The sequence below is a fragment of the Okibacterium fritillariae genome (genome assembly GCF_052783725.1).
The window spans coordinates 676,082-701,707 of the sequence record NZ_CP199917.1; the positions used below are offsets into that span (position 1 = coordinate 676,082).

Annotated in this window: 23 protein-coding genes and 3 tRNA genes; 17 read left to right on the top strand and 9 right to left on the bottom strand. The window is 68.3% G+C overall.

Features of this window, described 5'->3' with window-relative positions; all coding sequences use genetic code 11:
• The first annotated feature begins 35 nt into the window (after positions 1 to 35).
• The 5 genes from ACUWEX_RS03280 (at position 36) to ACUWEX_RS03300 (ending at position 5,336) form a co-directional block, all read left to right on the top strand.
• Positions 36 to 428, top strand: coding sequence for a response regulator transcription factor (locus tag ACUWEX_RS03280; RefSeq protein ID WP_143785308.1), 393 nt, complete (start codon positions 36 to 38; stop codon positions 426 to 428).
• Positions 429 to 753: 325 nt separating this feature from the next.
• A complete protein-coding gene (locus ACUWEX_RS03285; protein WP_234990952.1) occupies positions 754 to 1,632 on the top strand; it encodes an alpha/beta fold hydrolase in 879 nt (292 codons plus the stop codon).
• Complete coding sequence (locus ACUWEX_RS03290) at positions 1,629 to 3,248, top strand: carboxylesterase/lipase family protein (protein WP_445997108.1); 1,620 nt, start codon at positions 1,629 to 1,631, stop codon at positions 3,246 to 3,248. The genes ACUWEX_RS03285 and ACUWEX_RS03290 overlap by 4 nt, the downstream gene beginning before the upstream one ends.
• Before the next feature lie 64 nt (positions 3,249 to 3,312).
• Positions 3,313 to 4,362 carry a lipoate--protein ligase family protein gene (locus ACUWEX_RS03295; protein ID WP_079726840.1) on the top strand — a complete coding sequence of 350 codons (1,050 nt, stop codon included), beginning with the start codon at positions 3,313 to 3,315 and terminating at the stop codon, positions 4,360 to 4,362.
• A gap of 32 nt (positions 4,363 to 4,394) precedes the next feature.
• A complete protein-coding gene (locus tag ACUWEX_RS03300; RefSeq protein WP_445997109.1) occupies positions 4,395 to 5,336 on the top strand; it encodes a DNA-methyltransferase in 942 nt (313 codons plus the stop codon).
• Here ACUWEX_RS03300 and ACUWEX_RS03305 read toward each other — a convergent pair.
• The 3 genes from ACUWEX_RS03305 to ACUWEX_RS03315 all read right to left on the bottom strand — a co-directional run bounded on the left by ACUWEX_RS03305 (position 5,333) and on the right by ACUWEX_RS03315 (position 8,291).
• Positions 5,333 to 5,863 carry an iron-sulfur cluster assembly scaffold protein gene (locus ACUWEX_RS03305; RefSeq protein WP_445997110.1) on the bottom strand — a complete coding sequence of 177 codons (531 nt, stop codon included), beginning with the start codon at positions 5,861 to 5,863 and terminating at the stop codon, positions 5,333 to 5,335. The genes ACUWEX_RS03300 and ACUWEX_RS03305 overlap by 4 nt on opposite strands.
• Positions 5,863 to 7,161, bottom strand: coding sequence for a cysteine desulfurase (locus tag ACUWEX_RS03310; protein WP_445997111.1), 1,299 nt, complete (start codon positions 7,159 to 7,161; stop codon positions 5,863 to 5,865). Before ACUWEX_RS03310 ends, ACUWEX_RS03305 begins: the two co-directional genes overlap by 1 nt.
• 152 nt (positions 7,162 to 7,313) lie before the next feature.
• Positions 7,314 to 8,291 carry a LacI family DNA-binding transcriptional regulator gene (locus tag ACUWEX_RS03315; protein WP_079727896.1) on the bottom strand — a complete coding sequence of 326 codons (978 nt, stop codon included), beginning with the start codon at positions 8,289 to 8,291 and terminating at the stop codon, positions 7,314 to 7,316.
• A 269-nt stretch (positions 8,292 to 8,560) separates the two neighbouring features.
• On the opposite strand from ACUWEX_RS03315, the gene ACUWEX_RS03320 reads away from it, so the two are divergent.
• Entirely contained in the window at positions 8,561 to 9,355 is a 795-nt protein-coding gene (locus ACUWEX_RS03320; RefSeq protein ID WP_445997112.1) for an amidase domain-containing protein, read from the top strand.
• Positions 9,356 to 9,459: 104 nt separating this feature from the next.
• Here the strand turns inward: ACUWEX_RS03320 and pgm are convergent, their stop codons facing one another.
• Positions 9,460 to 11,079 carry a phosphoglucomutase (alpha-D-glucose-1,6-bisphosphate-dependent) gene (gene pgm / locus ACUWEX_RS03325; protein WP_079726845.1) on the bottom strand — a complete coding sequence of 540 codons (1,620 nt, stop codon included), beginning with the start codon at positions 11,077 to 11,079 and terminating at the stop codon, positions 9,460 to 9,462.
• Positions 11,080 to 11,209: 130 nt separating this feature from the next.
• Here pgm and pheA point away from each other — a divergent pair, with 130 nt between their 5' ends.
• The 3 genes from pheA to ACUWEX_RS03340 all read left to right on the top strand — a co-directional run bounded on the left by pheA (position 11,210) and on the right by ACUWEX_RS03340 (position 13,755).
• On the top strand, positions 11,210 to 12,184 hold the full coding sequence (gene pheA / locus ACUWEX_RS03330) for a prephenate dehydratase (RefSeq protein ID WP_445997113.1): 975 nt from the start codon (positions 11,210 to 11,212) through the stop codon (positions 12,182 to 12,184).
• A gap of 75 nt (positions 12,185 to 12,259) precedes the next feature.
• Complete coding sequence (locus ACUWEX_RS03335; RefSeq protein WP_445997114.1) at positions 12,260 to 13,243, top strand: hypothetical protein; 984 nt, start codon at positions 12,260 to 12,262, stop codon at positions 13,241 to 13,243.
• Positions 13,243 to 13,755 carry a hypothetical protein gene (locus ACUWEX_RS03340; RefSeq protein WP_445997115.1) on the top strand — a complete coding sequence of 171 codons (513 nt, stop codon included), beginning with the start codon at positions 13,243 to 13,245 and terminating at the stop codon, positions 13,753 to 13,755. The genes ACUWEX_RS03335 and ACUWEX_RS03340 overlap by 1 nt, the downstream gene beginning before the upstream one ends.
• Here ACUWEX_RS03340 and ACUWEX_RS03345 read toward each other — a convergent pair.
• Positions 13,752 to 14,822 carry a diacylglycerol/lipid kinase family protein gene (locus ACUWEX_RS03345; RefSeq protein ID WP_079726849.1) on the bottom strand — a complete coding sequence of 357 codons (1,071 nt, stop codon included), beginning with the start codon at positions 14,820 to 14,822 and terminating at the stop codon, positions 13,752 to 13,754. The two genes, ACUWEX_RS03340 and ACUWEX_RS03345, sit on opposite strands and share 4 nt — an antisense overlap.
• A gap of 110 nt (positions 14,823 to 14,932) precedes the next feature.
• Here ACUWEX_RS03345 and serS point away from each other — a divergent pair, with 110 nt between their 5' ends.
• From serS to ACUWEX_RS03370, 5 genes are all read left to right on the top strand, one after another.
• Positions 14,933 to 16,201 carry a serine--tRNA ligase gene (gene serS, locus ACUWEX_RS03350; RefSeq protein ID WP_445997116.1) on the top strand — a complete coding sequence of 423 codons (1,269 nt, stop codon included), beginning with the start codon at positions 14,933 to 14,935 and terminating at the stop codon, positions 16,199 to 16,201.
• Entirely contained in the window at positions 16,198 to 17,025 is an 828-nt protein-coding gene (locus tag ACUWEX_RS03355; RefSeq protein ID WP_445997117.1) for an HAD family hydrolase, read from the top strand. The genes serS and ACUWEX_RS03355 overlap by 4 nt, the downstream gene beginning before the upstream one ends.
• An 88-nt stretch (positions 17,026 to 17,113) precedes the next feature.
• Positions 17,114 to 17,198: transfer RNA gene (locus ACUWEX_RS03360), tRNA-Ser, on the top strand.
• Between the two features lie 75 nt (positions 17,199 to 17,273).
• Positions 17,274 to 18,575, top strand: a complete 1,302-nt coding sequence (locus tag ACUWEX_RS03365; RefSeq protein WP_079726852.1) for an LCP family protein — start codon at positions 17,274 to 17,276, stop codon at positions 18,573 to 18,575.
• Positions 18,576 to 18,678: 103 nt separating this feature from the next.
• A tRNA-Ser gene (locus tag ACUWEX_RS03370) sits at positions 18,679 to 18,767 on the top strand.
• Positions 18,768 to 18,870: 103 nt separating this feature from the next.
• On the opposite strand, the gene ACUWEX_RS03375 is transcribed toward ACUWEX_RS03370, so the two are convergent.
• Together ACUWEX_RS03375 and corA are read right to left on the bottom strand one after the other, a co-directional pair.
• On the bottom strand, positions 18,871 to 19,860 hold the full coding sequence (locus ACUWEX_RS03375; protein WP_445997118.1) for a cation diffusion facilitator family transporter: 990 nt from the start codon (positions 19,858 to 19,860) through the stop codon (positions 18,871 to 18,873).
• A gap of 28 nt (positions 19,861 to 19,888) precedes the next feature.
• On the bottom strand, positions 19,889 to 20,905 hold the full coding sequence (gene corA / locus ACUWEX_RS03380; RefSeq protein ID WP_079726856.1) for a magnesium/cobalt transporter CorA: 1,017 nt from the start codon (positions 20,903 to 20,905) through the stop codon (positions 19,889 to 19,891).
• Between the two features lie 241 nt (positions 20,906 to 21,146).
• Between corA and ACUWEX_RS03385 the strand changes: the two genes are divergently transcribed.
• Positions 21,147 to 22,376 (top strand): cobalamin-independent methionine synthase II family protein, encoded by a 1,230-nt coding sequence (locus tag ACUWEX_RS03385; protein ID WP_079726857.1) that lies wholly within the window; start codon positions 21,147 to 21,149, stop codon positions 22,374 to 22,376.
• Between the two features lie 103 nt (positions 22,377 to 22,479).
• Here ACUWEX_RS03385 and ACUWEX_RS03390 read toward each other — a convergent pair whose 3' ends face one another.
• The gene (locus ACUWEX_RS03390; RefSeq protein WP_445997119.1) at positions 22,480 to 23,598 is read right to left on the bottom strand and encodes a VIT1/CCC1 transporter family protein; all 1,119 of its coding nucleotides are present in this window, start codon (positions 23,596 to 23,598) and stop codon (positions 22,480 to 22,482) included.
• 182 nt (positions 23,599 to 23,780) lie between these two features.
• Here ACUWEX_RS03390 and ACUWEX_RS03395 point away from each other — a divergent pair.
• A tRNA-Arg gene (locus tag ACUWEX_RS03395) sits at positions 23,781 to 23,853 on the top strand.
• 217 nt (positions 23,854 to 24,070) lie between these two features.
• Here ACUWEX_RS03395 and ACUWEX_RS03400 read toward each other — a convergent pair.
• Complete coding sequence (locus tag ACUWEX_RS03400) at positions 24,071 to 24,982, bottom strand: LysR family transcriptional regulator (RefSeq protein WP_079726858.1); 912 nt, start codon at positions 24,980 to 24,982, stop codon at positions 24,071 to 24,073.
• A 140-nt stretch (positions 24,983 to 25,122) separates the two neighbouring features.
• Here ACUWEX_RS03400 and ACUWEX_RS03405 point away from each other — a divergent pair, with 140 nt between their 5' ends.
• On the top strand, positions 25,123 to 25,599 hold the full coding sequence (locus tag ACUWEX_RS03405) for a CBU_0592 family membrane protein (RefSeq protein ID WP_445997120.1): 477 nt from the start codon (positions 25,123 to 25,125) through the stop codon (positions 25,597 to 25,599).
• Positions 25,600 to 25,626: the final 27 nt, after the last annotated feature.

The window sequence follows — 25,626 nt, forward strand, 5'->3', positions numbered from 1 at the left end:
GGGTGTGGTTCGCTCGGGGGAACGAGGGGAAGACCATGGCACGCGTGATGATCGTCGAGGATGACGCCGACCTGCTGCGGTTGCTCGCCATTCGCCTGCGCAAGGCCGGGCACGACGTGGTGGAAGAGGCGGATAGCTCGATCGCCCTCGACCTGATGCGACTCGATCGACCCGACGCGGTCATCCTCGACTGGATGATGCCGCTGCTGTCCGGTGTCGAACTCAGCCGCCAGATACGCCAGGAGCCCGGGCTCGAACGCGTGCCCGTGCTGATGCTGACGGCCAAGAGTTCGGCCGAGGATGCCGAAGAGGCGCAACGAGCGGGCGTGGACGCGTTCCTGTCGAAACCGTGCTCGGCGGCCGAGCTGCTGCATCGGCTCGAAGCGGTGATCGAGGCGAAGGCCCGCCTGCGCGACTTTTCGGCCTAGCTCGCTGCGAGCGGCGATTCGCGAACCGCGAACCGCGAACCCGAGTTTCGACGAGGAACAAAGCCAGAGTAAGGGGGTAGCCGGACCCGAACCAGCTACCCCCTCAGGCAGGCCCACCCGTCCGATCGGCGTCCGGGCATTCTCCGATAATGCCTAAGCGACAGGACTCTGGGTGGGGGGCCTTTCGAGACATAACTTACGCGAGCCGCGCCCCCCGGAGGAGGGGCTTGACGAAAGAAAACCCCCGGGGTAAAAGCTGCGGGCGACACCCGTGTGTGGGCGGGAAAAGAGCCGCCATCGACATCCGCGGGTCTACTGTGTGAAGGTGAGCCCGAACTCATCCTCGCCCCGCCCCACGGGGCCGGCGACACCCGAGACCTTCACCCTGCGCGACGCCGACGACGTGGAGGTGTTCTTCTACGTGTGGCGGGCCGAAAGGCCGCGTGCCATCATCCACGTGTCGCACGGCGCCGGCGATCACGCGCGGCGCTACGACGAGTTGGCGCGGCACCTGGTCGACGCCGGCTACACCGTGGTGGCCGACGACCATCGTGGGCACGGTCAGACGGGGCTCGGCCACCTCGGACTCTCGCATCTCGGGCCCGGAACCACTCAGGCGGCCACCCGATCGGTGCAGGCCGTCGGCGAGCGCATCCGTGCCGAGAACCCCGGTGTTCCCCTCGTCATGATCGGCCACAGCTGGGGCTCGCTCATGGCTCAGAAGATCGCGAGCACCACCGACATCTACGACGCCTTCGTGCTCTCGGGCACGTCGCTCGCCCTGCCGGGCGTGCTGAACGGCGGAGACCTGAACAAGCGGTGGCGCGGCCCTGACGCCACGGGCCTCGAATGGTTGAGCCGCGACCCGGCCGCGCGCGATCGTTTCGCGGCCGACCCGCTCACGTTCGACATCGCCGTCACACCCGTATGGACGCTGCGGCAGGCGCTCGCGTTCCTCGGCCGGCCCGCCAAGAAGATGTCGCCGACGTTGCCCGTGCTCATCCAGGGTGGTTCGGATGATTCGCTCGGCGGAACGCGCGGCATGACCCTTTTGCAGAAGGCCTACCAGCGCCGGGCAGGGCTCTCCGATGTGACGCTCATGGTCTATCCCGGGGCGCGTCACGAGATCTACAACGAGACGAACAAGCTCGACATCATCCGCGATCTCATCGGGTGGCTCGACGCCCGGTTCCCGCGCGCATGAACTACGTCGTCGAAACCGCATCCGGGCGCCTGCTCGGTGAGTCTGCGGGACCGGTGTCGGTGTGGCGCGGTATCCCTTTCGCCGCGCCGCCCGTGGGCGAGTTGCGTGGCCGTGCGCCGCAGCCGGTGACACCGTGGGGCGGCGTGCGAGACGCCACGCGATTCGGTTTCATCGCCCCTCAGGACGACCAGCGCACCTCGGGCATCATGACCAAGGCGGGCGGGCCCGAACAGAACGAGGACTGCCTGAACCTCAACGTGTGGTCGCCGGGTGCGCCCTCGAGCGTCGGCGGGCGGCCGCTGCGTCCGGTGCTCGTGTGGTTCCATGGTGGGGCCAACGTCTCGGGTGCGTCCTCGGTGCCGGACTACGACGGTGCGTCGCTGTCGGCGCGCGGCGACCTCGTGGTCGTCACCGCCAACTACCGCCTGGGCGCGCTCGGTTTCGGTGACTTCTCGTCGTTCGGCCGCGGTGCCAGCCGCGCCGGCCGCTCCGGGCTCGCGGGCCGCGACGGTTTCGACAGCAATGTGGCCCTGCGCGACGCCGTGGCCGCGCTCGAGTGGTTGCGTGTCAACATCGCGGCCTTCGGCGGCGACCCCACCCGGGTCATGATCATGGGCGAATCGGCGGGAGCGGCGATGGTCACAACGCTGCTGGCCACGCCCGCGGCCGCCGGTCTCTTCCGTGGGGCCATCGCTGAGAGCCCGCCCGTCACCACCGTCTATGGGCGTGAACGGTCGGCGGCCCGGGCCCGCGAGATCCTCGACGAGCTCGGCATCGAGACGTCCGAGGTGGCCCGCCTGCGTGAGGTTCCCACGTCGCTCATCGTGCGGGCGTCATCGGCCGTCCTCGCCCGCAATGCGCGCGATCGCCCCGGCACCTTGGCTTTCGGGCAGGTGGTCGACGGGTCCTATCTGCCCCAGCATCCGCTCGACGCCTTCGAGAGTGGTCGCACGCACGCGGTGCCGTTCCTCATTGGCACGAACGACGACGAATCGACACTGTTCAAGCGCGCCGACCCGCCCCTCTTGCCGACATCGGTCGACCTCATGATGAAGGCCCTCGAGAACGCGGATGACGTGAGCCGCCACAACATTCTCGGCACCTACCCCCGCCCCCACTCGTCGCGAGCGGCCCTCGACTTCGCCACCAACTGGACCTTCCGGCAGCCTGTCTTGCGCGCCGCCGGCGGGCACGCCGCACACGCCGCCCGAGCCGCCTCCGACGCGGGCACCGGTGGCCGCGCCCGCCGCACGGTGCCACGCGCTCACACGTTCGTCTACCAGTACGGTTTCGCCTCGCGCATCGAGCGGCTTCTCGGTCTGGGGGCCACCCACGGATCAGAAATCCCTCTCGTGTTCGGAACGCTCGGCGGGCCCATCGGAAAAGTTCTCGGTGTGCTGGGCCCGCGGCGCACCATCCGCCGGCTGTCGGCCGAGGTGCAGGATGCGTGGATCGCGTTCGTGCGCGCGGGCGACCCCGGCACGCCCGGCCACGCGTGGGCACCACACCACGAGGGCCGCTCGGTGCACCGTTTCACGGCCGACGGCGGGCACGACGTGGCCGAACTCGAACCGGAGAAACGCGAAGCCTGGTCGACGCTCGTCTGGCCGCGGTGACGTGGCGTGATGCCGGGATGCGATTGCGGAGTGCGATTCCGGGGTGCGCCGTTAGGCTGGGCATATGCATGGTGAGTACAAGGTTCCGGGCGGAAAACTCGTCGTCGTAGACCTCGATGTCGTCGATGGAAAGATCGCGAACTTCCGGCTGGCGGGTGACTTCTTCCTCGAACCCGACGAGGCGCTGGCCGATATCGATCGCGCCGTCAACGGCCTCCCGGCGCAGACGGATGCCGCAGCCCTCGCCGCCGCCATCCGCGCCGCCCTGCCCGCCGACGCCACCCTGCTGGGCTTTACCCCCGACAGCGTCGCCACGGCCATCCGCCGCTCGCTCTCGAATGCGACCGATTGGCGCGACTACGACTGGCAGCTCATCCACGACAAGGCCGTCGCGCCGCGCGTGCACCTGGCGCTCGACGAGGTGCTCACGGCCGAGGTGGGCGAGGGTCGCCGCGGCCCCACGCTGCGCATCTGGGAGTGGAACGAGTCGGCCGTCGTCATCGGCAGCTTCCAGTCGGTCAAGAACGAGGTCGACCTCGAGAACGCCGAGAAGTACGGGTTCGACGTCGTGCGCCGCATCTCGGGCGGCGGCGCCATGATGATGGCCAAGAACTCGATCGTCACCTATTCGCTGTATGTGCCCGCCGAGATGGTGCAGGGCATGACGTTCGCCGAAAGCTACGCCTATCTCGACGACTGGGTGCTCGTGGCGCTGCACTCGCTCGGCATCGACGCCAGCTACGCGCCCCTCAACGACATCACGAGCCCCGGCGGCAAGATCGGCGGGGCCGCGCAGAAGCGTCTCGGCTCGGGTGCCGTGCTGCACCACGTCACCATGAGCTACGACATGGACGGCGAGCTCATGACCAAGGTGCTGCGCATCGGCCGCGAGAAGATGAGCGACAAGGGCACCACGTCGGCGGCCAAGCGCGTCGACCCGCTGCGCAGTCAGTCCGGGCTCGAGCGGTCCGAGATCATCGACCGCATGAAGGCCACCTTCGTGTCGCTCACGGGCGCCGTCGAGGGCCACATCACCGACGACGAGTATGCGGCGGCCGAGGCGCTCGTCGAGTCGAAGTTCGCCACCGAGCAGTGGCTGCACCGGGTTCCGTGAGCGCGCCCGAGCCCGTTCCTGGGCCCGCGTCCGTGCCGCAGCTCGTTTCGCCCCACGTCATCGAGGGCGACAATCTGGCCGTGCTGCCGACGCTCCCCGACGAGGCGTTCACGCTCATCTACATCGACCCACCGTTCAACACGGGCCGCACCCAGACCCGCCAGACGAGCACGGCCAAGCGCACGGTCGCGGGCGGCTCCGGCGAATCCGGCGGGCTCGTCACGGGTTTCAAGGGCCGCACCTATGAGCGCATCCGAGGCGACCTGAAGCGCTACGACGACGCCTTCGACGACTACTGGGCCTTTCTCGAACCCCGTCTCATCGAGGCGTGGCGCCTCCTCGCCGACGACGGAACCCTCTACCTGCACCTCGACTACCGCGAGGCGCATTACGCCAAGGTGCTGCTCGACGCCATCTTCGGCCGCGACTGCTTCCTCAACGAGATCATCTGGGCCTACGACTACGGCGCCAAGTCGAAGAACCGCTGGCCCACGAAGCACGACACCATCCTCGTCTACGTGAAGAACCCGAGCGGCTACTACTTCGATTCGACGACGGTCGACCGCGAGCCCTATATGGCGCCCGGGCTCGTCACCCCCGAGAAGGTGCTCAAGGGCAAACTACCCACGGATGTCTGGTGGCACACGATCGTGTCGCCCACGGGTCGCGAGAAGACGGGTTACCCCACGCAGAAACCCGAGGGCATCCTGCGCCGCATCATCCAGGCCTCCAGCCGCGAGGGCGATTGGGTGCTGGACTTCTTCGCGGGCAGCGGCACGACGGGCGCGGTGGCGCAGAAGCTCGGCCGCAACGTGGTGCTGATCGACCAGAATCCCGAGTCGATCGCGGTCATCCACGCGCGCCTCGCGGCTGATGCGTCGGCTGCAGTGCCAGCGCCAGAGCCAGTGCCAGTGCCAGCGTCAGTGCCAGCGCCTACGCCTGCGCCAGCGCCTGCAACGGCGCTCGGGGACTAAGCGCGCCCTGCCGTGACCTGCTGAACGGTGTCCTCGGCCGCGACCCAGGCCAACATGGCGCACTTCACACGCGCGATGTATTTCGAGACGCTCTCGAGCACGGCGGCGTCGCCGAGCGGTTCGTCGTCCTCGACCCCCGCGCCGCGCGACCGCATCATCTCGCGGAACAGCGCGATGCGCTCGGTCAGCTCGGTGGGCGTCAAACCCGGGGCCAGCTCAGAGAGCAGCGAGGCCGAGGCCATCGAGATCGAGCATCCCTGACCGTCCCAGCTCAGCCGTTCGATGATCGGCTCGCTCGCGCTCCCGCCCGCCGTCGCCCCGTCGTTCGAGTCGGAGCCTGAGCCTGAGCCTGAGCCGGTGGCCGAGCCCTCCACGAGGTGCAGGCGCAGCGTGATCTCGTCGCCGCACGTTGGATTCAACTGGTGTGATTCGGCCACACCGCCGTCGATCAGACCCGAGCCTTTGCGCAGCTTCGAGTGGTCGAGAATGACCTGCTGATACAGCCCGGCCAGTTCCGGCGACGCCATTACACGACCCCGAAGAACGAGCGGATGTCGCGCACACCGTCGACGAAGGCATCCACGTCTTCGAACGTGTTGTAGACGTAGGTGCTCGCGCGGGTCGAGGCCGTCACCCCGAACCGTCGATGCAACGGTTGCGCGCAGTGGTGCCCGACGCGGGCGGCGATACCGCGGTCGTCGAGGAATTGTCCGACGTCGTGGGCGTGCACACCGTCGAGGTCGAATGCGACGAGTCCGGCGCGGCCTTCGGGCGTCTGGGGGCCGAGCACGCGCACGCCGTCGATCTCGAGCAGGCCGGCGAGCAGCCGTTCGCCGAGCGTGTGTTCCCACGCGGCCACGTCGTGCATGCCGATCGCGCCGAGGTAGTCGGTGGCGGCGGCCAGGGCGATGGCCTGCGAGATGCGCTGGGTGCCGGCTTCGAAGCGCTGGGGGGCCGGCAGGTAGCCGCTCTCCTCGAGGGTGACGGTCGTGATCATCGACCCGCCCGTGAGGAAGGGCGGCAGTGCGTTCAGCAGCGAGCGGCGGCCGTAGAGTGCGCCGATGCCGGTGGGGGCCAGCATTTTGTGGCCCGAGAAGACGGCGAAGTCCACGTCGAGGGCGTGCAGGTCGAGCGGCATGTGCGGGGCCGACTGGCAGGCGTCGAGCAGCAGCAGGGCGCCGTGGCGGTGGGCGATCTCGACGAGTTCGGCGATGGGGTTGATCACGCCTGTCACGTTGGACACGTGCGTGACGGCAACGATGGCGGTGCGATCGGTGATGAGGCGCTCGGCGTCGTCGAGGGACAGGGTGCCGTCGTCTTGCAGCGGGATGGCCCGCAGCGTGGCTCCCGTGCGGGCGGCCAGTTCCTGCCAGGGCACGAGGTTCGAGTGGTGCTCGCCTTCGGTGATGACGATCTCGCTGTCGGCCGTGAGTCGCAGGGCGTCGGCTTCGGGGCCACCGCGGCCCAGGCTGGCGTTCGAGAGGCCATAGGCGACGAGGTTGATGGCTTCGGTGGCGTTCGAGGTCCAGACGATTTCGTCGTCGTCGACGCCCACGAAGGTGGCGACCGTGTGTCGTGCCTGCTCGTAGCTCTCGGTCGCGAGGGCGGCCAGCGTGTGGGCGCCACGGTGAACGGCCGCGTTCTGCCGCTCGTAGTAGTGCCGCTCGACGTCGAGCACGGCGCGCGGTTTCTGCGAGGTGGCCCCCGAGTCGAGGTAGACGAGCGCGTGCCCGTTCACCTCTTGGTCGAGTGCCGGAAAGTCGGCTCGCACCCGCTTCGCGTCGTCGTTACCGAAGGTGGTGCGGGGCTGGTCAGCGAGTGTCACGGGGTGTTTCCTCTGCGGGGTGTGGGCCGGGCGGCGAGGGGCGCGGCGGGATGCTCGAGCATCCGAGGTACGTGTCTATTCTCGCGGGGCGCACCGTGTTTCGCCAGCGTGGCGGCTGCTGTTACGCCGTGAGCGTCACACGGATGCGTGAGTCACACGCTCGTGCGCTCGACCAGGCGTGTGGGGGTGATGGTGGCGCGGGGCACGGGGTCGCCGGCGATGAGTTGCACGAGTTTGCGGGCCATTTCTTCGCCGAGGGCGACGGGGGACTGGTCCACCGTCGTCAGGGGAGGGGACAGGGTGGCGCCGAAGTTGTCGTTGTCGAAGCCGATGAGTGCCACGTCGTGGGGAACGCGCAGGCCGGCCTCGGCGAGGGCCCCGTAGGCTCCGGCGGCCATCTGGTCGTTGGCGGCGAGGACGGCGTCGAGCGGCTGCCCGGTGGCGAGGAGTCGCCGCATGGCATCGGCGCCGCCGGCGGGGGAGAAGTCGGCGGTTTCGACGGGGCCTTCGGTGAGCCCCGCGCTGGCGAGCGCTTCTCGGAACCCGCGCAGGCGGTCGATGCCGGCGGGCATGTCTTGGGGGCCGGCGATGGCGGCGATCTGGCGGCGGCCGCGGCCGATGAGGTATTCGGTGGCGATGCGGGCACCGTGCACGTTGTCGGCGTCGACGTAGTAGCTGTCGGTGGCGTCGGCTTGCAGGGGGCGCCCACCGAAGACGATGGGGAGCGCGTTGCCCAGCTGCGTGTAAGAGTGGTCGCCCGAGTGGTGCGAGACCACGAGGGCGCCGTCGACGTTGCCTCCGAGCAGGTACCGGCGGGTCTTGTCGGGGTCGGTTTCCGACGCGATGAGGAGGTTGAGCGTGTAGTCGGTGCTCGAGAGGTGGGTGGCGACGCCTTGCACGACCGAGGCGAAGAAGGGGTCGGCGAAGACTTTGGCCGTGCTCTCGGGCACGATGAGCGCGATGGCCTGGGTTTTGCGGCTGGCGAGCGATCGGGCGGCGCGGTTGGGCACGTAGTTGAGTTCGGCGATGGCGGCGTTGACGACGGCGATCACTTCGGGCGTTACCTTGGGCGAGTCGTTGATGACGCGGGACACGGTGGCGCGCGAGACTCCCGCCACTTCGGCCACCATCTCGAGGGTGGGCGTGCGGCGGGGGACGGTGTGCTGCGACGACGACTCCACGGGTTCATCGTATTGCGCGTGGGGGTGGGTCGCGTTCGCGGCACGTGCAGCCTTTTCGTCGGTGGTGCAACGTACGATAGAAACGTCGACTTTAGGGGGTCCTCATCCGTTCTTCGTCTTTCCACCGTCGCGCTCTGCTGGCGTCTGTCGCCGTCGGTGCCGTCGTGGTGTTGTCGGCGTGCACGAGCACGCAACCTGTCGCTTCTACATCCACCCCCGTGGCGTCGTCGACGTCTTCAGCGGATGCGTCTTCCGCGGCCCCGGCCGTTTCCGGGGTCTCTCCGGCGGCGGGTGCCCTGTCGGGTGGCACGACGATCACGATCGCGGGCTCTGGCCTGTCGAAGGTCGACGCGGTCATGGTGGGCGGCGTTCCGGCGACCGATGTGACGGTGGTCGACGACAAGACGGTCACGGCGGTCACGCCGGCGGCGGCGAATTTCCAGCCGACGGATGCGGCGCTCGAGGTTTCGGCGGCCGGTGAGGCGGTGTCGCTTCCTGGTGACGCGGCCTACCGCTTCGAGTCGGTAACGCCTCTCGACAAGCAGATGCAGTACGCGTTGTCGCATTGGAAGGATTACAACCTCGCCGAGTGGGGCAATCTCAACCCGGTGGGCGGCGATTGCGCCAACTTCGTCAGCCAGACGCTTATTCAGCGCGGCTGGACGCAGACGGGGGACTGGCACAACTTCAATCAGGCTGCCGATTGGACTCCCGCGTGGGGTTACGTGCCGGCCATGGACCAGTATTTCCAGGCCACCCCGTCTCTCGGCCTGACCCGGTTGTCGCTCGACCAGCGCGATCAGGTGAAGGTGGGCGACGTGGCCATGTTCGACTGGAATCAGAACAACATCCCGGATCACGTGATGATCGTCTCGCAGGTCGTGAAAGAGGGCGACAAGACGATCATCAAGGCTGTCGGCCACAACAAAGACTTCGACTTCCGTGATCTCGATGAGACGATCACGGTGGAGCACCCGGGTGGCAACGCCTGGTTCTGGAGCGTTCCGGCCTAATCACGCCCCCGGCGCCGAGCAGTTACGCCCCGTGCGCCGAGCAGTCGGGCCCACGCTCAGCCGAGGCTGACCGCAGGCCCGTTGCCTGACCGCTGATGCGCTGTCTAGTCGGCGATGGCCGCGTCGACGATCTTCTTGGCTTCTTCTTGCACCTGACGCAGGTGGTCTTCGCCGACGAACGACTCGGCATAGATCTTGTAGACGTCTTCGGTGCCGGAGGGTCGCGCCGCAAACCATGCCTTGTCGGTGACGACCTTGAGGCCGCCGACGGCCGCATCGTTGCCGGGTGCATGTGTGAGCTTGGCCGTGATCGGGTCGCCCGCCAGTTCGGTCGCCGTGATGGCGTCGCCGTCGAGCTTGCCGAGCTTGGCCTTCTGCGCCTTCGAGGCGGCGGCGTCGACGCGCTGGTAGACGGGGTCGCCGAACTTCTCGGTGAGCTCGGTGTAGAGCTGCGACGGGGTCTTGCCCGTGACGGCGATGATCTCGCTCGCCAGCAGCGCGAGCAGGATGCCGTCTTTGTCGGTCGTCCACACGGTTCCGTCGAAGCGCAGGAAGCTCGCGCCGGCGCTTTCTTCGCCACCGAAACCGACCGAACCGTCGACGAGCCCGGGCACGAACCACTTGAAGCCGACGGGCACCTCCCACAGGCGCCGGCCGAGCGACTCGGCAACCTTGTCGATGATGCTCGATGAGACGAGCGTCTTGCCGATGGCGGCGTCGCTCTTCCACCCGTCGCGGTGCTGGTAGAGGTAGTCGATGGCGACGGCCAGGTAGTGGTTGGGGTTCATGAGGCCGCCGTCGGGCGTGACGATGCCGTGTCGGTCGGCGTCGGCGTCGTTGCCCGTGAGCACGTCGTATTCGTCTTTGTGGGCCAGAACCGACGCCATGGCCGAGGGGCTCGACGGGTCCATGCGGATCTTCTCGTCCCAGTCGAGGGTCATGAAGCGCCACGTGGGGTCGACGTCGGGGTTGACCACGGTGAGGTCGAGCTCGTAGCGCTCGGCGATGGCCTGCCAGTAGTGCACGCTCGCGCCGCCCAGCGGGTCGGCGCCGATGCGCACGCCGGCCTTCTTGATGGCGGCCACATCGATGATGTTCTCGAGGTCGTCGACGTAGTGACCGCGGAAATCGTATGTCTCGACGGCGCTGGGCTCGGCCATCTTGACCTCGATCAGGCCGCCCTCGATGAGCTCGTTGGCGCGATTGGCGATCCAGCTCGTGGCATCGCTGTCGGCCGGGCCGCCGTGCGGGGGGTTGTACTTGAAGCCGCCGTCGGCGGGCGGGTTGTGGCTCGGCGTGACGACGATGCCGTCGGCCTGGTCGTCGTTGCCCGCGTTGTTGTAGCGCAGGATGGCGTGGCTCAGCGCCGGGGTGGGAACGAAGTCGTCGAACTCGTCGACGAGCACGCGCACCTCGTTGGCCACGAGCACCTCGAGGGCCGTCGTGCGAGCGGGGGCGCTGAGCGCGTGAGTGTCGGCCCCGAGGAACAGCGGGCCGGTGATGCCCTGGCTCGTGCGATATTCGACGATGGCCTGGGTGGTGGCCGCGATGTGGTCTTCGTTGAAGGCGGTCTTGAGCGACGAACCGCGGTGGCCCGAGGTGCCGAAGACGACCCTCTGCTCGGGCTCGGAGACATCCGGTTTGAGGTCGTAATAGGCCTTGATGAGCGCCTCGACATCGATGAGGTCGGACTCTTGTGCTGGGGTTCCTGCTCGCGTCGTCATGTGCCCATTCTGGCACCGGACGGCGACGGCGAGACAGCCCTTGACGAGCCTGTGGAGAGATTCGCAGATCGCCGCCTGTGCAGAAGAAGTAGTACGTCGGCCGGGTGCCGCGAGCCGATACGCTTCCTCTATGTCTGAAGCCGCCGCATCCGCCCCCGAACGCACCTACAGCTTCCTGGGCCCGCGCGGAACGTTTACCGAGGCCGCGCTCGCGCAGGTGCCCGAGGCGGTCGGCCAGACCTGGCGCACCGTGAACAACGTGGGCGAGGCGCTCGGAGACGTCATCGCCGGGCGCAGCGACGCCGCCATGATCGCGATCGAGAACTCGGTCGACGGCGGCGTCTCGGTGGCGCAAGACGCCCTCGCCACGCTCCCCGATCTGCGCATCGTCGGCGAATACCTCGTCCACGTCAACTTCGTGCTCGTGGCTCGGCCGGGCACGACGCTCGACGAGGTCACAGTGGTGAACGGGCATCCGGTGGCCTATGCCCAGTGCCGCAAATGGCTCGATGCCGCGGTGCCCGACCATGCGCACATCCCCGCGTCGAGCAACGTGGCGGCCGCGGCCGACCTCTTCGACGAGCCCCTGCGCCCCGGGCACGCCGCCATCGCGCCGCCGGGGATCGTCGAGCATTACGACCTCGATGTCCTCGCTCGCGACATCGGCGACAACAAGAACGCCGTCACCCGTTTCGTGCTCGTCAGCCGCCCCGGTGTGCTTCCCGCGCCGACGGGCGCCGACAAGACGAGCCTCATCGCCGAGCTGCCGGTCGATCGCGCCGGTGCCCTGCTCGAGTTGCTTGAGCAGTTCTCCACCCGCGGGGTCAACATGAGCCTGCTCGAGTCGCGGCCGGTCGGCGACGAGCTCGGTCGCTACCGCTTCGTGATCGATGCCGACGGCCATATCCTCGACGAACGTGTCGCCGACGCCCTGCTGGGTGTGCGGCGATTCAGCCCCGAGGTGCGCTTCCTCGGTTCCTATCCGCGCGCCGACCGGGTCCCCAACGATTACGACGACCGCTACTCCGACGCCGTCTTCATCGAGGCGCGCGACTGGTTACGTGCGCTCATCACGGGTGAACCGTACGATACCCCTGAGCGGTGAGGCCGCCGGGCGACGCCCTGTCGCCACCAGACCACACGGTCACCCCGGTGACCGCCCGATCGTGAGGACCGCCCGATGAGCGACGACGCCTCGTTCGACCCCCGCTTCGCGCCCGAGTTCCAGCGCGGCTTTCCGCACACTGATGGTGCGCAGGATGCCTCGCGCACGTCGCCCTCCGTCCCCGGTCGCTCCGGCGGCTCGTCGGGATCGTCGTCCTCATCCGAGCCCGCATCGTCCCGTCCGGGTTCGACACCGACCGCGGGTCTCGGAGAGCGCCGTCGAGCGCGCGGGGGAGCCGTCGCGCGCGAGCTGCCCGGCCACCGCACCGAGGCTCGCTCACTCATAGGCATGCTGCCCGAGGAGGCGGAGCGCCTCTCGCCCTACGCCGCGGCCGATACTGCCGCCTCGTCCGCGCAATTGTCCGCGCAATCGTCCTCGCAATCGTCCTCGCAGACTTCCCTGCCGACGGCCTCCGGGGAATCTGCGCGGCTCCCGTCCGTGTCGGGGCCCCTCTCTGAAGGCGGCTCGACGACCGCTTCGCCGCCAGCGGCAAGCCCGGCGGGCGAGGCCCGACCCGAAGGCACCGGTGCCCCGACATCCACGCGCCGCCGCATCTCGCCGTGGCGCAACCCGTGGCTCTACGTGCTCTTCGTCGCGGGCGCCGCCGTGACGATCGCCGGTGTCTCACTCACCCGCTGGTCCCTCTTCATGATGTACAGCCCGCTCGCCGGATCGCAGAGTTCGGGCGGCGAACCCGTCGACTACGCGGCCGTGCAGGTGGCCTGGATTCTCGGGCCCACCCTCGTCATCGTCGGCGGAGCCACGCTCATGGGGGCGCTGTTCTTCGTCGCGGCGAGCTGGTTGGCCGCGCGCCCGCTTCTTCCCGACGCGGCCGACGACGCCGCTCGCGACGGCCACTTCCAGTCGTTCGACGACGACGACGACGACCGCCACGGTGACGGTGCCGGAGCCGACCATCGAGGGGACTGGCGAGACGCGACGGCCACCTTCGTGCCCTTCGACCGCACGGGCCCGTCCGACGACTCCCGCAGGCGCTGATGGGCGTCAGCAGGGTGGGGCGTCGGCTGCTCGGCATGGGGCCGGGTGCGCGCGTGTGGCTGCTGTTCATCCTCGGCGCGCTGGTCACCGCATCGGGGCTCGGTGCCGTCTGGGTCACCGCCCACGACCGGATCGCCGAGGCCGAGGCCACGATCGTGCTCGAGGATGGCGTCGACCCCACGCTGCGTGGCATCGCCGAGCTGCGCGTCGGCCGCATGTCCGACACGATTCGCTCAGGGCTCGTTCCCGGGCCCGTGACCGTTTCTCCCTACAACGGCGAGGACATCTCGCAGATGAATGCCTACACCGATTCCGAAGAACGCGTCCTCATCCGATCCGAAGCGGGTGGCGTCTTCTGGGAATTCGCCCGCCGCCCCTACTCTGAGCCGTCCGCCATGCTGCTGATGGCGGGCGTCGGCATCCTCGTCGCGAGCGCGTTGGTCGCGGCGACGCGCTATTCCGGCAGGTCCGAGCGCTCGAGCCGGGCCGCAGCAGCCGCCGACGGCTTCTAGACCGCCGGCACCCGCACCAGCAAAGCGCCCGCATCGGTCGAGAATCGCGCACGGGTCGCACGGCCGAACTCGTCGCCGTCCAGCTCGATCTCCTGCGGCTCCTCGAGCACGATCGTCGTCGACTCCGAGCGCAGGTAGGTCACCATCTTGGGCCCACCGTTGTCGGTGGCCTTCACGATCGTGCGCCCGAGCGACGACTTCGCCAACGCGCTGTTCTCCCACCGCACCTTGCGCCACACCTGCACCCACCCGAACACGCCCTTGGGTTGCAGGAACGCGATGTCGAGCAGCCCATCGTCGACAACGGCGTCGGGCAGCAGCTCGATATTGCCGGGTAGCGTTCCGCAATTGCCGAACAGGATGGTCGAGACGTGCGCCGTGTGCTCATGACGCCCGCGCAGCTGATAGCGGATCTTGAAGGGACGGGCCTTGGGCAGGGCGCGCATGCCCGCATCGACGTAGGCGAGCCATCCGACGGCCTTCTTCAGCGCGGGATTGGTGTTGGCCATGATGGTGGCGTCGATGCCCATGCCCGCCATCACGAGGAAGGCGTGTTCTTCGTCGGGGCCGTCTTCGCGTCCGATCGTCACGATGCCGAGGTCGATCTTGCGGTCGGCGCCCTGAAACGCGATGGCCACCGACGCGGGCACATCCGACAGGGGCAGGTTGAGGTTACGGGCCAAGAGATTGCCGGTGCCGCTCGGGATGATCGCGAGCGACGCCCCCGAGTCGCGCAACCCCTGCGCTACCGATCGCACCGTGCCGTCGCCCCCGGCCGCGAAGACCATGTCGATGCCTGACCGCGCCAGCTCTCGCGTGACGCCTTCGCCCGGGTCTTCGACACTCGTCTCGACCCACTGCGTCTCGGCCCACCCGGCCTCTGCCGCGGCGGGCTCGATGAGCGCGCGCAGATCGGCGACGCGCACCTTGACGGGGTTGTACACGACCGCCGCTCGGCGCGTCTTCGTCGGGGTGCCGGCCTCGGCGTTCTCGGCGCGCCGAACCTCGTCGATCTGACGGGGAGTCTCGCGTGCCGCGCCGTCCGGTCCTGCCGCCTCGATGGTCATGCAGCCCACGCTACGGTACGCCGCGCGATCTGCCCTCGGCCGAGAGGATGATTGAGGCACACACCTGCCCGCACGCCCGTGCAGAACTGTTCGGTCGATAGACTTGGCGGGTGATCGATCCAGTGCTCCTCCGCGACCAACCCGACCTCTTCCGGCGCTCGCAGAAGGCGAGGGGCGCCTCCGTCTCCGTCGTCGACGAGGCCCTCGCCGCCGACAGCTCCCGCCGGGCCGCCATCTCGGCCTACGAGGAGCTGCGCGCCGAGCAGAACGCGTTCGGCAAGCTCGTCGCCAAGGCCCCGAAAGAGGAGAAGGCCGTCCTCGTCGCCGAGGCCAAGGGTCTGGCCGACAAGGTGAAAGAGGCGCAGCAGCTCGCCAACGAGAGCGAGGCCGAGTTCGTGCGCCTCGCCGGCAGCATCCAGAACCTCATCGTCGACGGCGTGCCCGAGGGCGGCGAAGACGACTTCGTCACGCTGCGCGAGGTCGGCGCCAAGCCCGAGTTCGACTTCCCCGTGCGCGACCACCTCGAGATCGGCGAGATGCTCGGCGCCATCGACATGGCCCGCGGCACCAAGGTCAGCGGTTCACGCTTCTACTTCCTCAGCGGCATCGGCGCCCGCCTCGAGATCGCGCTCATGAGCCTCGGCCTCGACCGCGCCCTCAACGCCGGTTTCACGCCTCTCATCACGCCCACGCTCGTGCGCCCCGAGATCATGGCGGGCACGGGTTTCCTCGGCTCGCACGCCGACGAGGTCTACCACCTCGAAGACGAAGACCTCTACCTCACGGGCACGAGCGAGGTGGCCATGGCCGGCTACCACTCCGACGAGATCATCGACCTCGAGAAGGGGCCGCTGCGCTACGCCGGATGGTCCACGTGCTACCGCAAGGAGGCGGGCTCCTACGGCAAGGACACCCGCGGAATCATCCGTGTGCACCAGTTCAACAAGCTCGAGATGTTCGTCTACACGCGCCCCGAAGACGCCGAAGAGGAGCACCAGCGCCTGCTCGGTTGGCAAGAGGGCATGCTGCGCGACCTCGGCCTCAGCTACCGCGTCATCGACACGGCGGCCGGCGACCTCGGCTCGAGCGCGGCCCGCAAGTTCGACGTCGAGGCCTGGGTGCCCACGCAGGGCGCCTACCGTGAGCTCACCTCCACGTCCAACTGCACCACCTACCAGGCGCGTCGCCTGAGCACGCGTTTCCGCGGCGAAGACGGCAAGACCACGCCCGCGGCCACGCTCAACGGCACGCTCGCCACCACACGCTGGATCGTCGCCCTGCTCGAGACGCACCAGCGCGCCGACGGCTCGGTCTTCATTCCCGAGGTGCTGCGCCCCTACCTGGGCGGCCTCGAGGTAGCCCTGCCGGTGAACGCGTGAGCGATACCGAGTCCACGCGCTGGCTCGTCGCACTCGACGTCGACGGCACGGTGTTGCACGAAGACGGCACGTGCACGGATGCCGTGAAACACGCCGTCGCGCGTGCAACCGAGGCGGGCCACGAGCTCATGCTGGCCACGGGGCGCAGCTGGGAGACCACGGCGCCCGTGCTCGAGACCCTCGACATCCACCCCGATTACGTGGTGTGCGCCAACGGTGCCCTCGTTATGAAGCGCGACGACGAGGAGGCCGACGGCTACCGCCGCCACCTGATCGAGACGTTCGACCCGAGCGACGTGTTGAAGACCATCGCCAGCTCGCTCGACGACGGCCGCTACATGGTCGAATACCCCGACGGTTTTCGCCGCTACACGCAGGGCATGGTCGATTGGAACCTCGACAACGCCGAGATGGTGCCGTTCGAGCGGCTGCTGCACGACCCGGTCACTCGCGTGGTCGTCGTCTCGCCCGAGCACGGCGAAGAGGAGTTCTTGAAGATCGTCGAGAGCATGGGCCTGCACCAGGTCACCTACTCGATCGGCTGGACGGCCTGGCTCGACATCGCGCCGCTCGGCGTGAACAAGTCAACGGCTCTGCAGCGCGTGCGCGACTGGGTGGGCATTCCCGCATCCCGTGTGCTCGTGGCCGGCGACGGACGCAACGACATCGAAATGCTCTCCTGGGCGGGGGCCGCGGGAGGCCGCGCGGTCGCGATGGGTCAGGCGCCCGACGAGGTGAAAGAGTTCGCCACCGAGGTGACGGGCCCGGTCGACGACGACGGTTTGGCCGACGTGCTGCTGTCGTTGCCGGGGGCGCGCGACTGACGTCTGGCGGGCTTCGAACCGATGTGACGAGCCCGAAACACTCCATCCGATAGAATCATGCGAGGTCGGGCGAGGTTTCGCGTGGCTGGGAGGGCTGTCCGAGCGGCCGATGGAGCTGGTCTTGAAAACCAGTGGGCAGAAATGTCTCGTGGGTTCGAATCCCACGCCCTCCGCAGAAGTGCTTGCACCAACCGCACCACCAGCACCACCAGCAGGTCAGCAGGGTCAGCGCAACGAGGGGAACATCTGTGAGCGATTTGGGACGTCGTCCTCGCCGCGCTGCCCGCGTTCCCACGATTGCGCGCCACGGTCGTCTCAAGCGCTACAGCGCCGTTCGCGCGGTGCTCAAGTTCCTCGCCGCCGCCGTGGCCGTTCTGCTCGTGAGCGGCGGCTCGGTCGCCGCGATCGCCACCTGGAGCGTGGTGTCCAGCATCCAGCCGTCGGTCACCCTGGCCAATGAGACGCCGGGCGTGCAGATGCCCGATATCGACGCTATCGAGGGCGGCGTGAACCTGCTGCTCGTCGGCAGCGACAGCCGCCAGGGCCAGGACGCCATGTTCGGCGATCCCGAGAAAGAGACGGCCACCCTCAACGACGTCACCATGCTGCTGCACATCTCGGAAGACCACAGCAGCGCCACCGTCGTGAGCTTCCCTCGTGACCTCTTCGTGCCGATCCCCGCCTGCCCCAACCCCGACGGCGGCACCTACGGCGCCATGAGCTCGCAGAAGATCAACACCACCCTCAGCTATGGCGGCCTGCCCTGCACGGTTCTCACGGTCGAGAAGCTCACGGGTCTCAGCATCCCCTTCGCCGCCGAGGTGCAATTCAACGGCGTCATCGAGTTGTCCAACGCGGTCGGCGGCGTGGATGTCTGCGTCGGATCACCCATCAAAGACCCCTACACCGGCCTCGACCTCGCCGCCGGCACGCACAACCTGCAGGGCCTCGAAGCGCTGCAATTCCTGCGCACCCGCCACGGCGTCGGCGACGGATCCGACCTCGGCCGCATCAGCAACCAGCAGGTGTTCCTCTCGGCGCTCGTGCGCACGCTGAAAGACGGCAACACGCTGTCCGATCCGACCAAGCTGTTCGGCATCGCGAAGGCCGCGGCCAGCAATATGACGCTGTCGAACCACCTCAACAACCTCAACAACATGGTCTCGATCGCGCTCGCGCTGAAAGACATCCCGTTCGACCAGATCGTGTTCGTGCAATACCCGAACGCCATCGGCGACTCGGGCGGCCAAAGCGGTGTGCTGCCGATCAAATCGTCGGCCAACGCGCTGTTCCAGGCGATCCAGAACGACCAGCCCATCTCGCTGACGGGTGGCACGGGCGTGGGCTCCGAGCTCGACCCCAACGCGCCGGGTGCCACCGAAACGCCCGCTCCGGTCGAAACGCCGGCCCCCGTCGAGGGCTCGACGACACCTCCGCTCGACGCCGGCGCGACCACTCCTCCCGCCACCCCCGGGGGAGCTGTGGCCCTGCCCGAGAACGTGCTCGGCCAGACCGCCGACGACCGAACCTGCTCAAAGGGCAACAACTAACGACGCCGAGCGGATGCCGCGACATCCCGTCGCCCGACCGGATTGGGTTCGCGCCCCGGCACCCGTTATGATTGCAGACGTGCGTCCGCCAGTCGGCCGCATTGGAGACGTCGCATAGTCCGGCCGAGTGCACCACCCTGCTAAGGTGGAGTCCCCTCACGGGGACCGCGGGTTCAAATCCCGCCGTCTCCGCACTCATTTTCAGGCGTGTGTTCCGCCGTCTGCGCTCGTTGTTCCGGCGTGTGTCTCACCGTCTGCGCACTCTGTCCCGGCGTGAGTTTTCCGCAGGTTAGGCCTACGCGGTCAGCGAGGCCTCGTCCGGCGTCGAGAGCGTCAGCACGGCATCCGCGATGTAGGGGCTCTGCTCCAGATCGGTAGCGATGCGGCGCAACTCGCGCGCGACATCCACCTCGCGGTCGTTGCCCGTCAGGTCGATCGAGGCCACGAGGAAGAAGCGCTCGGGCCCCACAAACTCGAGGTGCAGGTAGGTGACGCGTTCGACGTCGTCGCGCGCGAGCAGCAGCCCCACGATGCGGCGCCGCACATCCGCCGAGGCCGGCTCGCCCACCAGGAAGCGGCGGTTGCGGTCAATGAGCACGAGCGCGACGATCGCGAGCAGAACACCCACGAGAATCGAGCCGACCGCGTCGAAGACGGCGTTGCCCGTCACTTGGTGCAGGAACACGCCGAAGAAGGCGATGACGAGTCCGATGAGCGCGGCCGCATCCTCGGCGAAGACGGCCCGCAGCGTGGTGTTCGACGTGCCCAACACGTGGTGTAACGTGCCCATCCCACGAGCCTGGGCGGTCTTCTTCGCCTGCAGATAGGACTGTACGAAGGAGAAACCCTCGAGCACGAAGGCGATCGCGAGCACGATGTACGCGACGATCTGATCGGAGGATTCCTCGGGGTTCGACAGCTCTTGGATGCCGTGCTGAATCGACACGACGGCGCCGGCCGTGAACAGCCCGACGGCGGCGAACAGCGACCACACGTAGGCCTCGCGCCCATACCCACGCGGATGGCTGCCGTCGATCTTCTTCACCGAGCGACGTTCGGCGATCAGCAGGAAGATCTCGTTGCCCGCATCCGCCCACGAGTGCGCCGACTCGGCCACCATCGAGGCCGACCCGGTCACGAACGCAGCGATCGTCTTGGCCACCGCCACCAGCAGGTTCGCCACGAACGCGATCACCACCGTGCGGATGCTTCCGCCCGACGTCTCCTCGCCCGCGTCGTCGCCCGACGCCGCCTCCGGCCCGCTCGTTACCGTCGTATCGCTCACCTAGCGAGCATACGTCTCGTGCGACCCGCTACAACCACTTCCGGAACTTGAACGCCACGTACAACCCGATGCCGCTCAACACCATGAGGCCGATGGCCATCGGGTAGCCATACTCCCAGTGGAGTTCGGGCATGTTGTCGAAGTTCATGCCGTAGATGGCGCCGATGAGCGTGGGGGCGAAGAGGATGGCGGCCCACGCCGAGATGCGCTTGACCTCTTCGTTCTGGGCGAGGCTGGTCTCGGTCATCCGCCGCATCTCGTCGTTCTGGCGTTGCGCCACGAGGGTCGAGTGCGTCGTGAGCGCGTTGTCGAGCAGTGCTCGGAAACCGTCGGTGCGTTCGACGACGCGGATGGTGTGGTCGAGCACGTCGCGCAGGGAGCGCTGCAGTTCGACATCCACCTGGTATTTGGCCGACCCGCGCAGCAGCGCCTCGATGATCGCGGTGAGCGGATGCACGGCCCGCTGAAACTTGATCACCTCTCGCGACAGCTCGTAGATGCGCTGCGCGACGTCTTCGTTGGTGCCGAAGAGCTGGTCCTCGATCTCGTCGATGTCGTTCTCGAGGCCCGCGATGACGGGCGCGTATTCGTCGACGACCTCGTCGAGGATGGCGTAGAGCACCGCTTCGGGGCCGAGCGCGAGCAGCGCGGGGTTCGCCTCCATGCGGTTGCGCACGCGGGCGAGGTTGGGCGATTCGGCGTGGCGGATGGTGACCACGAAGTCCGGCCCCACGAAGATGTGCAGCTCGCCGAACTCGACCTCTTCTTCGGCGTCGAGGTAGCGTGCGGGCCGCAGCACCACGAAGAGCGTGTCGTCGTAGCGCTCGAGTTTGGAGCGCTGATGCCCCGACAGGGCGTCCTCCACGGAGAGGTGGTGCAACCCGAATTCGGCCGCGACGGCCTGCACCTCTTCGGCGTCGGGGCGGTAGAGACCGATCCAGGCCATGCCGTTCTGCGATCGCATGGCCTCGAATGTCTCGTCGAGGCTGGCGGGGTTCTCGGTGCGCTTGCCGGCGATGTATACGCCGTTGTCCACGAGTGGCATGGGTCGGCTCCCTTTCTCCGTGCCGCACGGCCGCGGGGGATGCGGGGCGTGCGGTTCGTCTGCAGAGGCGGTGGCCTGTGCCTACCCATGATGCCCTGTCCGGCTGGAAACACGAGGAAACATAGCCGTTTCGGCGCCGCAACGTGGAAAACTGGGAGGCAGTGATGCGCATCATGCGAAGCCTCGCGCGCGGTCGGCGGCAACCAGCCCCGGCATTCGAACGACGATCGAGGAGGCCACCGTGCCCTTGCTGAACGACGATTTCATCCAGACCAGCCACGCGGGTTCGTTGCCGCGCACGCCCGAGCTGATCGCGGCGAACGAGGCGCGCACATTCGCCGACGACGGGTTCACGCTTCTGTCGACGCCCGAGTTCGAGCAGCAGCTCGCGGGCGCGGTCGACGACGTGGTGGCGCGCCAGGCGGCCGCGGGCATCAGCCAACCCAACGACGGCGAGTTCGGCAAGGCCATGACGAGCGCGGTCGACTACGGCGCCTGGTGGTCCTACTCGTTCCAGCGGGTGGCGGGCCTGACCCTCACCGATGAGAACATCTTCAGCCAGCAGCCCGTGCGCTCCTCCCCGGGCGACGTGCGGCTCACGTCCTTCCCCGACCGCCGCGACTGGGTGCGCTTCCATGACGCCTACACCGACCCGACATCCGGCATCTCGACCGGTTCGGGTGCCACCGCTTTCCCCTCGACCACGGGCCCGCTCCGCTATGTCGGCCAGCAGCAGGTCGCGTCGGATGCCTCGAACCTCCGTCGCGCGCTCGACGCGGCGGGCATCACCGACGGTTTCCTGACGGCCCTCTCGCCCGGCAGCGGCGCCCGTGTCGCGAACCACCACTACGCCACCGACGAGGAGCACGTGTGGGCGTGGGCGGAGGTGCTGCGCGAGGAGTACCGCGCCATCATCGATGCGGGCCTGATCCTGCAGATCGACGACCCCTCGATCGCCGAGAACTGGGACCAGATCAGCCCCGAGCCATCGGTCGAGGATTACCGCGCGTTCACCCGCATCCGGGTCGAAGCGCTGAACCACGCCATCCGGGGACTGCCCGAGGATCGCATCCGCTTCCACCTGTGTTGGGGCAGCTGGCATGGCCCGCACACGACGGACATCGAGCTGAAGCACATCGTCGATCTCATGCTCGACATCAACGCGGGTGGCTATTCGTTCGAGGCGGGCAACGTGCGGCACGAGCACGAGTGGACCGTGTGGGGCGATGTGGCGGTGCCCGACGGCAAGGTGCTCATCCCGGGCGTCGTGAGCCACGCGACGAATGTGGTGGAGCACCCCGACCTGGTGGCGCAGCGCATCGGGCGTTTCGCGCAGGCGGTCGGGCGCGAGCGGGTCATCGCGTCGACCGACTGCGGGCTGGGTGGGCGCATCCATCCGCAGATCGCGTGGGCGAAACTCGAGACGCTTTCGGAAGGCGCGCGTCGGGCCACGCAGCAGCTCTGGGGCTGAGGCGCAGGGGCCGCGCGTTTCTGAGCGCAGGCTGCCGGTGCGCTGGCCCCACGACCTTCGTGCGCGCCCTGAACGGTCTCGGTTCGTTCGCGCCTGACTCGAGCTAGGCGACCGACGTTCCGAACAGGAGGCCGAGGAGGTAGGTCGCGATCGCAGCCCCGTAGCCTATGGCCAGCTGCCGCAGCGCGCGCTTCAAGGGGGATGCCCCCGAGAGGACGCCGACCGTCGCGCCCGTGACCAGTAGGGCCAGCCCGACGAGCACGGCGGCGACGGCGAGTGCGGGCAGGCCGCCCATGCCGAAGAGGTAGGGGATGATCGGGATGATTGCGCCCGAGGCGAAGAACAGGAAGCTCGAGATCGCCGCACCCCAGGCCGATCCGATGGCCTCGTGTTCATCGCGGGCTTCGTCGGGTGCGGTCGAGGCCGACACGTGTGGATCGTCGCCGTGCGCGCAGTCGGTGCCCGAGATCATCTCGCGGGCGTGCTCCTCGGCGGCGCGCTGCTCCATGCCCCGGGCCCGGTAGACGAGCGCCAGTTCGTTGGCGTCGACGTCGAGGTGCGGAACGACCGTGCGCGCCTCCGGGTCGGGGGTGGATGCCGACAACAGCTCGCGTTGCGACGACACCGACACGTATTCGCCCGCGCCCATCGACAGGGCCCCGGCGAGCAGCCCGGCCACGCCCGACGCGAGCACCAGGGGAGTGGGCACACCCGTCGCGCTGATGCCCACCACGAGCGCCATGTTCGAGACGAGCCCGTCGTTGGCGCCGAACACTGCGGCGCGGAACGTGCCCGACAGCTGGCTGCGGCCCCGAGCCGCCAGACCGCGCACGACCTCGCCGTGGATGCGTTCATCCGCCGCCATGGCCACGGTCGCATCGGTGTCGTCGGCATAGGGTGAGCGGCCTTCGGCGCGCTGAACGAGCGCGAGCACGAAGATCGAGCCGAAACGCCGCGCGAGTGTGCCCAGGATGCGCGTGCGCAGGTCGGTGCGTGCGGGTTTGCCCTCGCGGTCGCCGAGCAGTTCGAGCCAGTGTGCCTCGTGTCGCCCCTCGGCGTCGGCCAGGGCCAGCAGGATGTCGCGCTCCTGCCCGTCTCGGCGTTCGGCGAGGTCGCGGTAGGTGGCCGCCTCGGCCCGCTCGTCGGCGAGGTATCGTCGCCATCGGCGCAGGTCGGCTGGGCTGGGGGAGTGCGCCTCGGGTGGCACGGCGGAGTCGTTCACCCCGCGAGTTTACGGCGATTTTCGGCCGTATACCGCGGAATGCATACTGTTCGTACGCACGAATTTCGCTGTTCCCGTCCCCGGTGAAACCTGCTCGCCCGGCCTCGATTGGCGCCGCCCGCCAGCTTCGTGTAGGCTCATCTTCGGCCTTGAAGAGCACAAACTCCGAGAGAACAAGCCATGCGCCCGTAGCTCAACGGATAGAGCATCTGACTACGGATCAGAAGGTTGGGGGTTCGAATCCCTCCGGGCGCACAGGATTCACATCCACAGATCTGGTTGAGACAGATCGAAACGGCTCGCTTCGGCGGGCCGCTTTCGTTTAACGTGGCCGGCCGAAGCTCTGGCTGAGAGTGCGTCCGCTTTTGCCTCCCTCTGCGGTGACGGTTGCATCCGCGCTTCTGCCGTCGGAGTGACCGGGGTCTCCGCCGCCGGAACCTGCCGGTGCCCGCGCCCTCAGCCACCCGCTCTCTCAGTCGCCGCTCCCGAGGACGTCCAGCTCGCCAGCCGCCCGCACCAGTTCGGTCACGACGGCCCGCGTCCCTGCCCCGGGCTCGCGCCGCGTCGACCGATGCCGAATCGTCAGGTGCCTGCTGCCGAGCCCGGGCAGGTCGATGACATCCAACCCCTCGGGCACGCCCAGTCGCACGGTCAGCGCGGGCAGCAGCGTCACGCCGAGCCCGCCCTGCACGAGCGCGAGCGCCGCCTGGAAGTCTTCGTAACGATGCACGACCGGGGGAGTGATGCCGAGCGCGGCCTTCGCGCGTTCGACGGGCAGCTCGGATGCCCCACCGGGCGCCACCCCGAGCCACGGCAGTTTCTCGAGCCCCGCGCCGCTCAGGTCGAACGTCGAGCCCCGGGGAACGACCAGGCGCCACGGTTCGTCGAGCAGGGGCACGTCAGCGGTGTGTGCGGGCGTGTGCCCGGTGTCGGCCAGGTCGCGGTCGACGATGATGAGATCGGCCTCGCCGGTGCGCAGCATTCGAGGAAGCCTCGCGCTCGTAGCATCCGCGATGCTGAGCTCGAGGCCGGGCAGCGCCTCGTGCAGGTGGTCGAGAATGGGCACGAGGAAGCCCGAGACGACCGTTTGGAACGCCCCGATGACCACACGCCCGGTCACGCCGTGCTGGGCCTCAGAGAGCCTGCTGCGGGCGTCAGCCAGTTCGCGTTCGATGTTCTCGGCGGCCTCGACCAGGATGCGGCCGGCCGGCGTCAGGCCAACGCCCCGCGGTCCGCGTTCCAGGAGCTCGACGCCCTCCTCCTTCTCGAGCCGGCTCACCTGTTGCGACACGGCGGATGCGGTCAGATGCAACGAATCGGCGGCCGCCAGGATGCTCCCGTAGCGGGCGACGGCGAGCAAAAACGAGAGGCGTTTCGGGTCCATATCCACAGTAAGCAAATCTAATGCATCGCATCAGGATTCGTTATTTGTGCTTAGGCGTCGAGTGACGGATGATTGCCTCATACCCCTTCATACCTCACCGCTGACGCGGTGATCGTCGTTCCCGAAAGTTGCACCCGCACGTGGATTCCTCGCTCCTCCTCACCCTCGCCGGCTGGCTCGGCGCACTCGGCACCGTCACGGCCTATGCCCTCCTGACGTTCGGCAAACTGACCTCCACGTCGGCCCTCTTCCAGTCCCTCAACATCGCGGGCGCAGCCCTGCTCTGCGTCAGCGCGACGGTCAGCCAAGCGTGGCCCTCCGCCGCCGTCAACGCCGTGTGGATCGTCATCGGGCTGCAGGCCATCGTGCCGCTCGTCAAGCGCCTGACGGGCCGCAACTCCGCCGCTGTCGCCGGTGCCGCTACCGCCCGTGCCGCTACCGCCCGCACCGTCGCCGCCGGTGTCACTACCGCCGACACCACCTACGACGCCCACGCCTGGGACGACTACACAGCCACCGAGCGCGAACTCGCCCGCACCGAGATGCCGCCCACGCTCGTTCTCCCGGTCATCCGCGACAGCGGCTACGTGCTCGACGAGCGTTACGCGGCGGCGTAGCCCTCAGCCACGATTCGCGCCACCCCA

What these genes read in the sequence shown, in the direction of transcription:
- ACUWEX_RS03280 (WP_143785308.1), top strand. Translation starts at nt 36, where the DNA reads ATGGCACGCGTGATGATCGTCGAGGATGACGCCGACCTGCTGCGGTTG.
- ACUWEX_RS03290 (WP_445997108.1), top strand. Translation starts at nt 1,629, where the DNA reads ATGAACTACGTCGTCGAAACCGCATCCGGGCGCCTGCTCGGTGAGTCT.
- ACUWEX_RS03295 (WP_079726840.1), top strand. Translation starts at nt 3,313, where the DNA reads ATGCATGGTGAGTACAAGGTTCCGGGCGGAAAACTCGTCGTCGTAGAC.
- ACUWEX_RS03305 (WP_445997110.1), bottom strand. Translation starts at nt 5,863, where the DNA reads ATGGCGTCGCCGGAACTGGCCGGGCTGTATCAGCAGGTCATTCTCGAC.
- ACUWEX_RS03315 (WP_079727896.1), bottom strand. Translation starts at nt 8,291, where the DNA reads ATGGTGGCCGAAGTGGCGGGAGTCTCGCGCGCCACCGTGTCCCGCGTC.
- pgm (WP_079726845.1), bottom strand. Translation starts at nt 11,079, where the DNA reads ATGACGACGCGAGCAGGAACCCCAGCACAAGAGTCCGACCTCATCGAT.
- pheA (WP_445997113.1), top strand. Translation starts at nt 11,210, where the DNA reads ATGTCTGAAGCCGCCGCATCCGCCCCCGAACGCACCTACAGCTTCCTG.
- ACUWEX_RS03335 (WP_445997114.1), top strand. Translation starts at nt 12,260, where the DNA reads ATGAGCGACGACGCCTCGTTCGACCCCCGCTTCGCGCCCGAGTTCCAG.
- ACUWEX_RS03340 (WP_445997115.1), top strand. Translation starts at nt 13,243, where the DNA reads ATGGGCGTCAGCAGGGTGGGGCGTCGGCTGCTCGGCATGGGGCCGGGT.
- ACUWEX_RS03345 (WP_079726849.1), bottom strand. Translation starts at nt 14,822, where the DNA reads ATGACCATCGAGGCGGCAGGACCGGACGGCGCGGCACGCGAGACTCCC.
- corA (WP_079726856.1), bottom strand. Translation starts at nt 20,905, where the DNA reads ATGCCACTCGTGGACAACGGCGTATACATCGCCGGCAAGCGCACCGAG.
- ACUWEX_RS03400 (WP_079726858.1), bottom strand. Translation starts at nt 24,982, where the DNA reads ATGGACCCGAAACGCCTCTCGTTTTTGCTCGCCGTCGCCCGCTACGGG.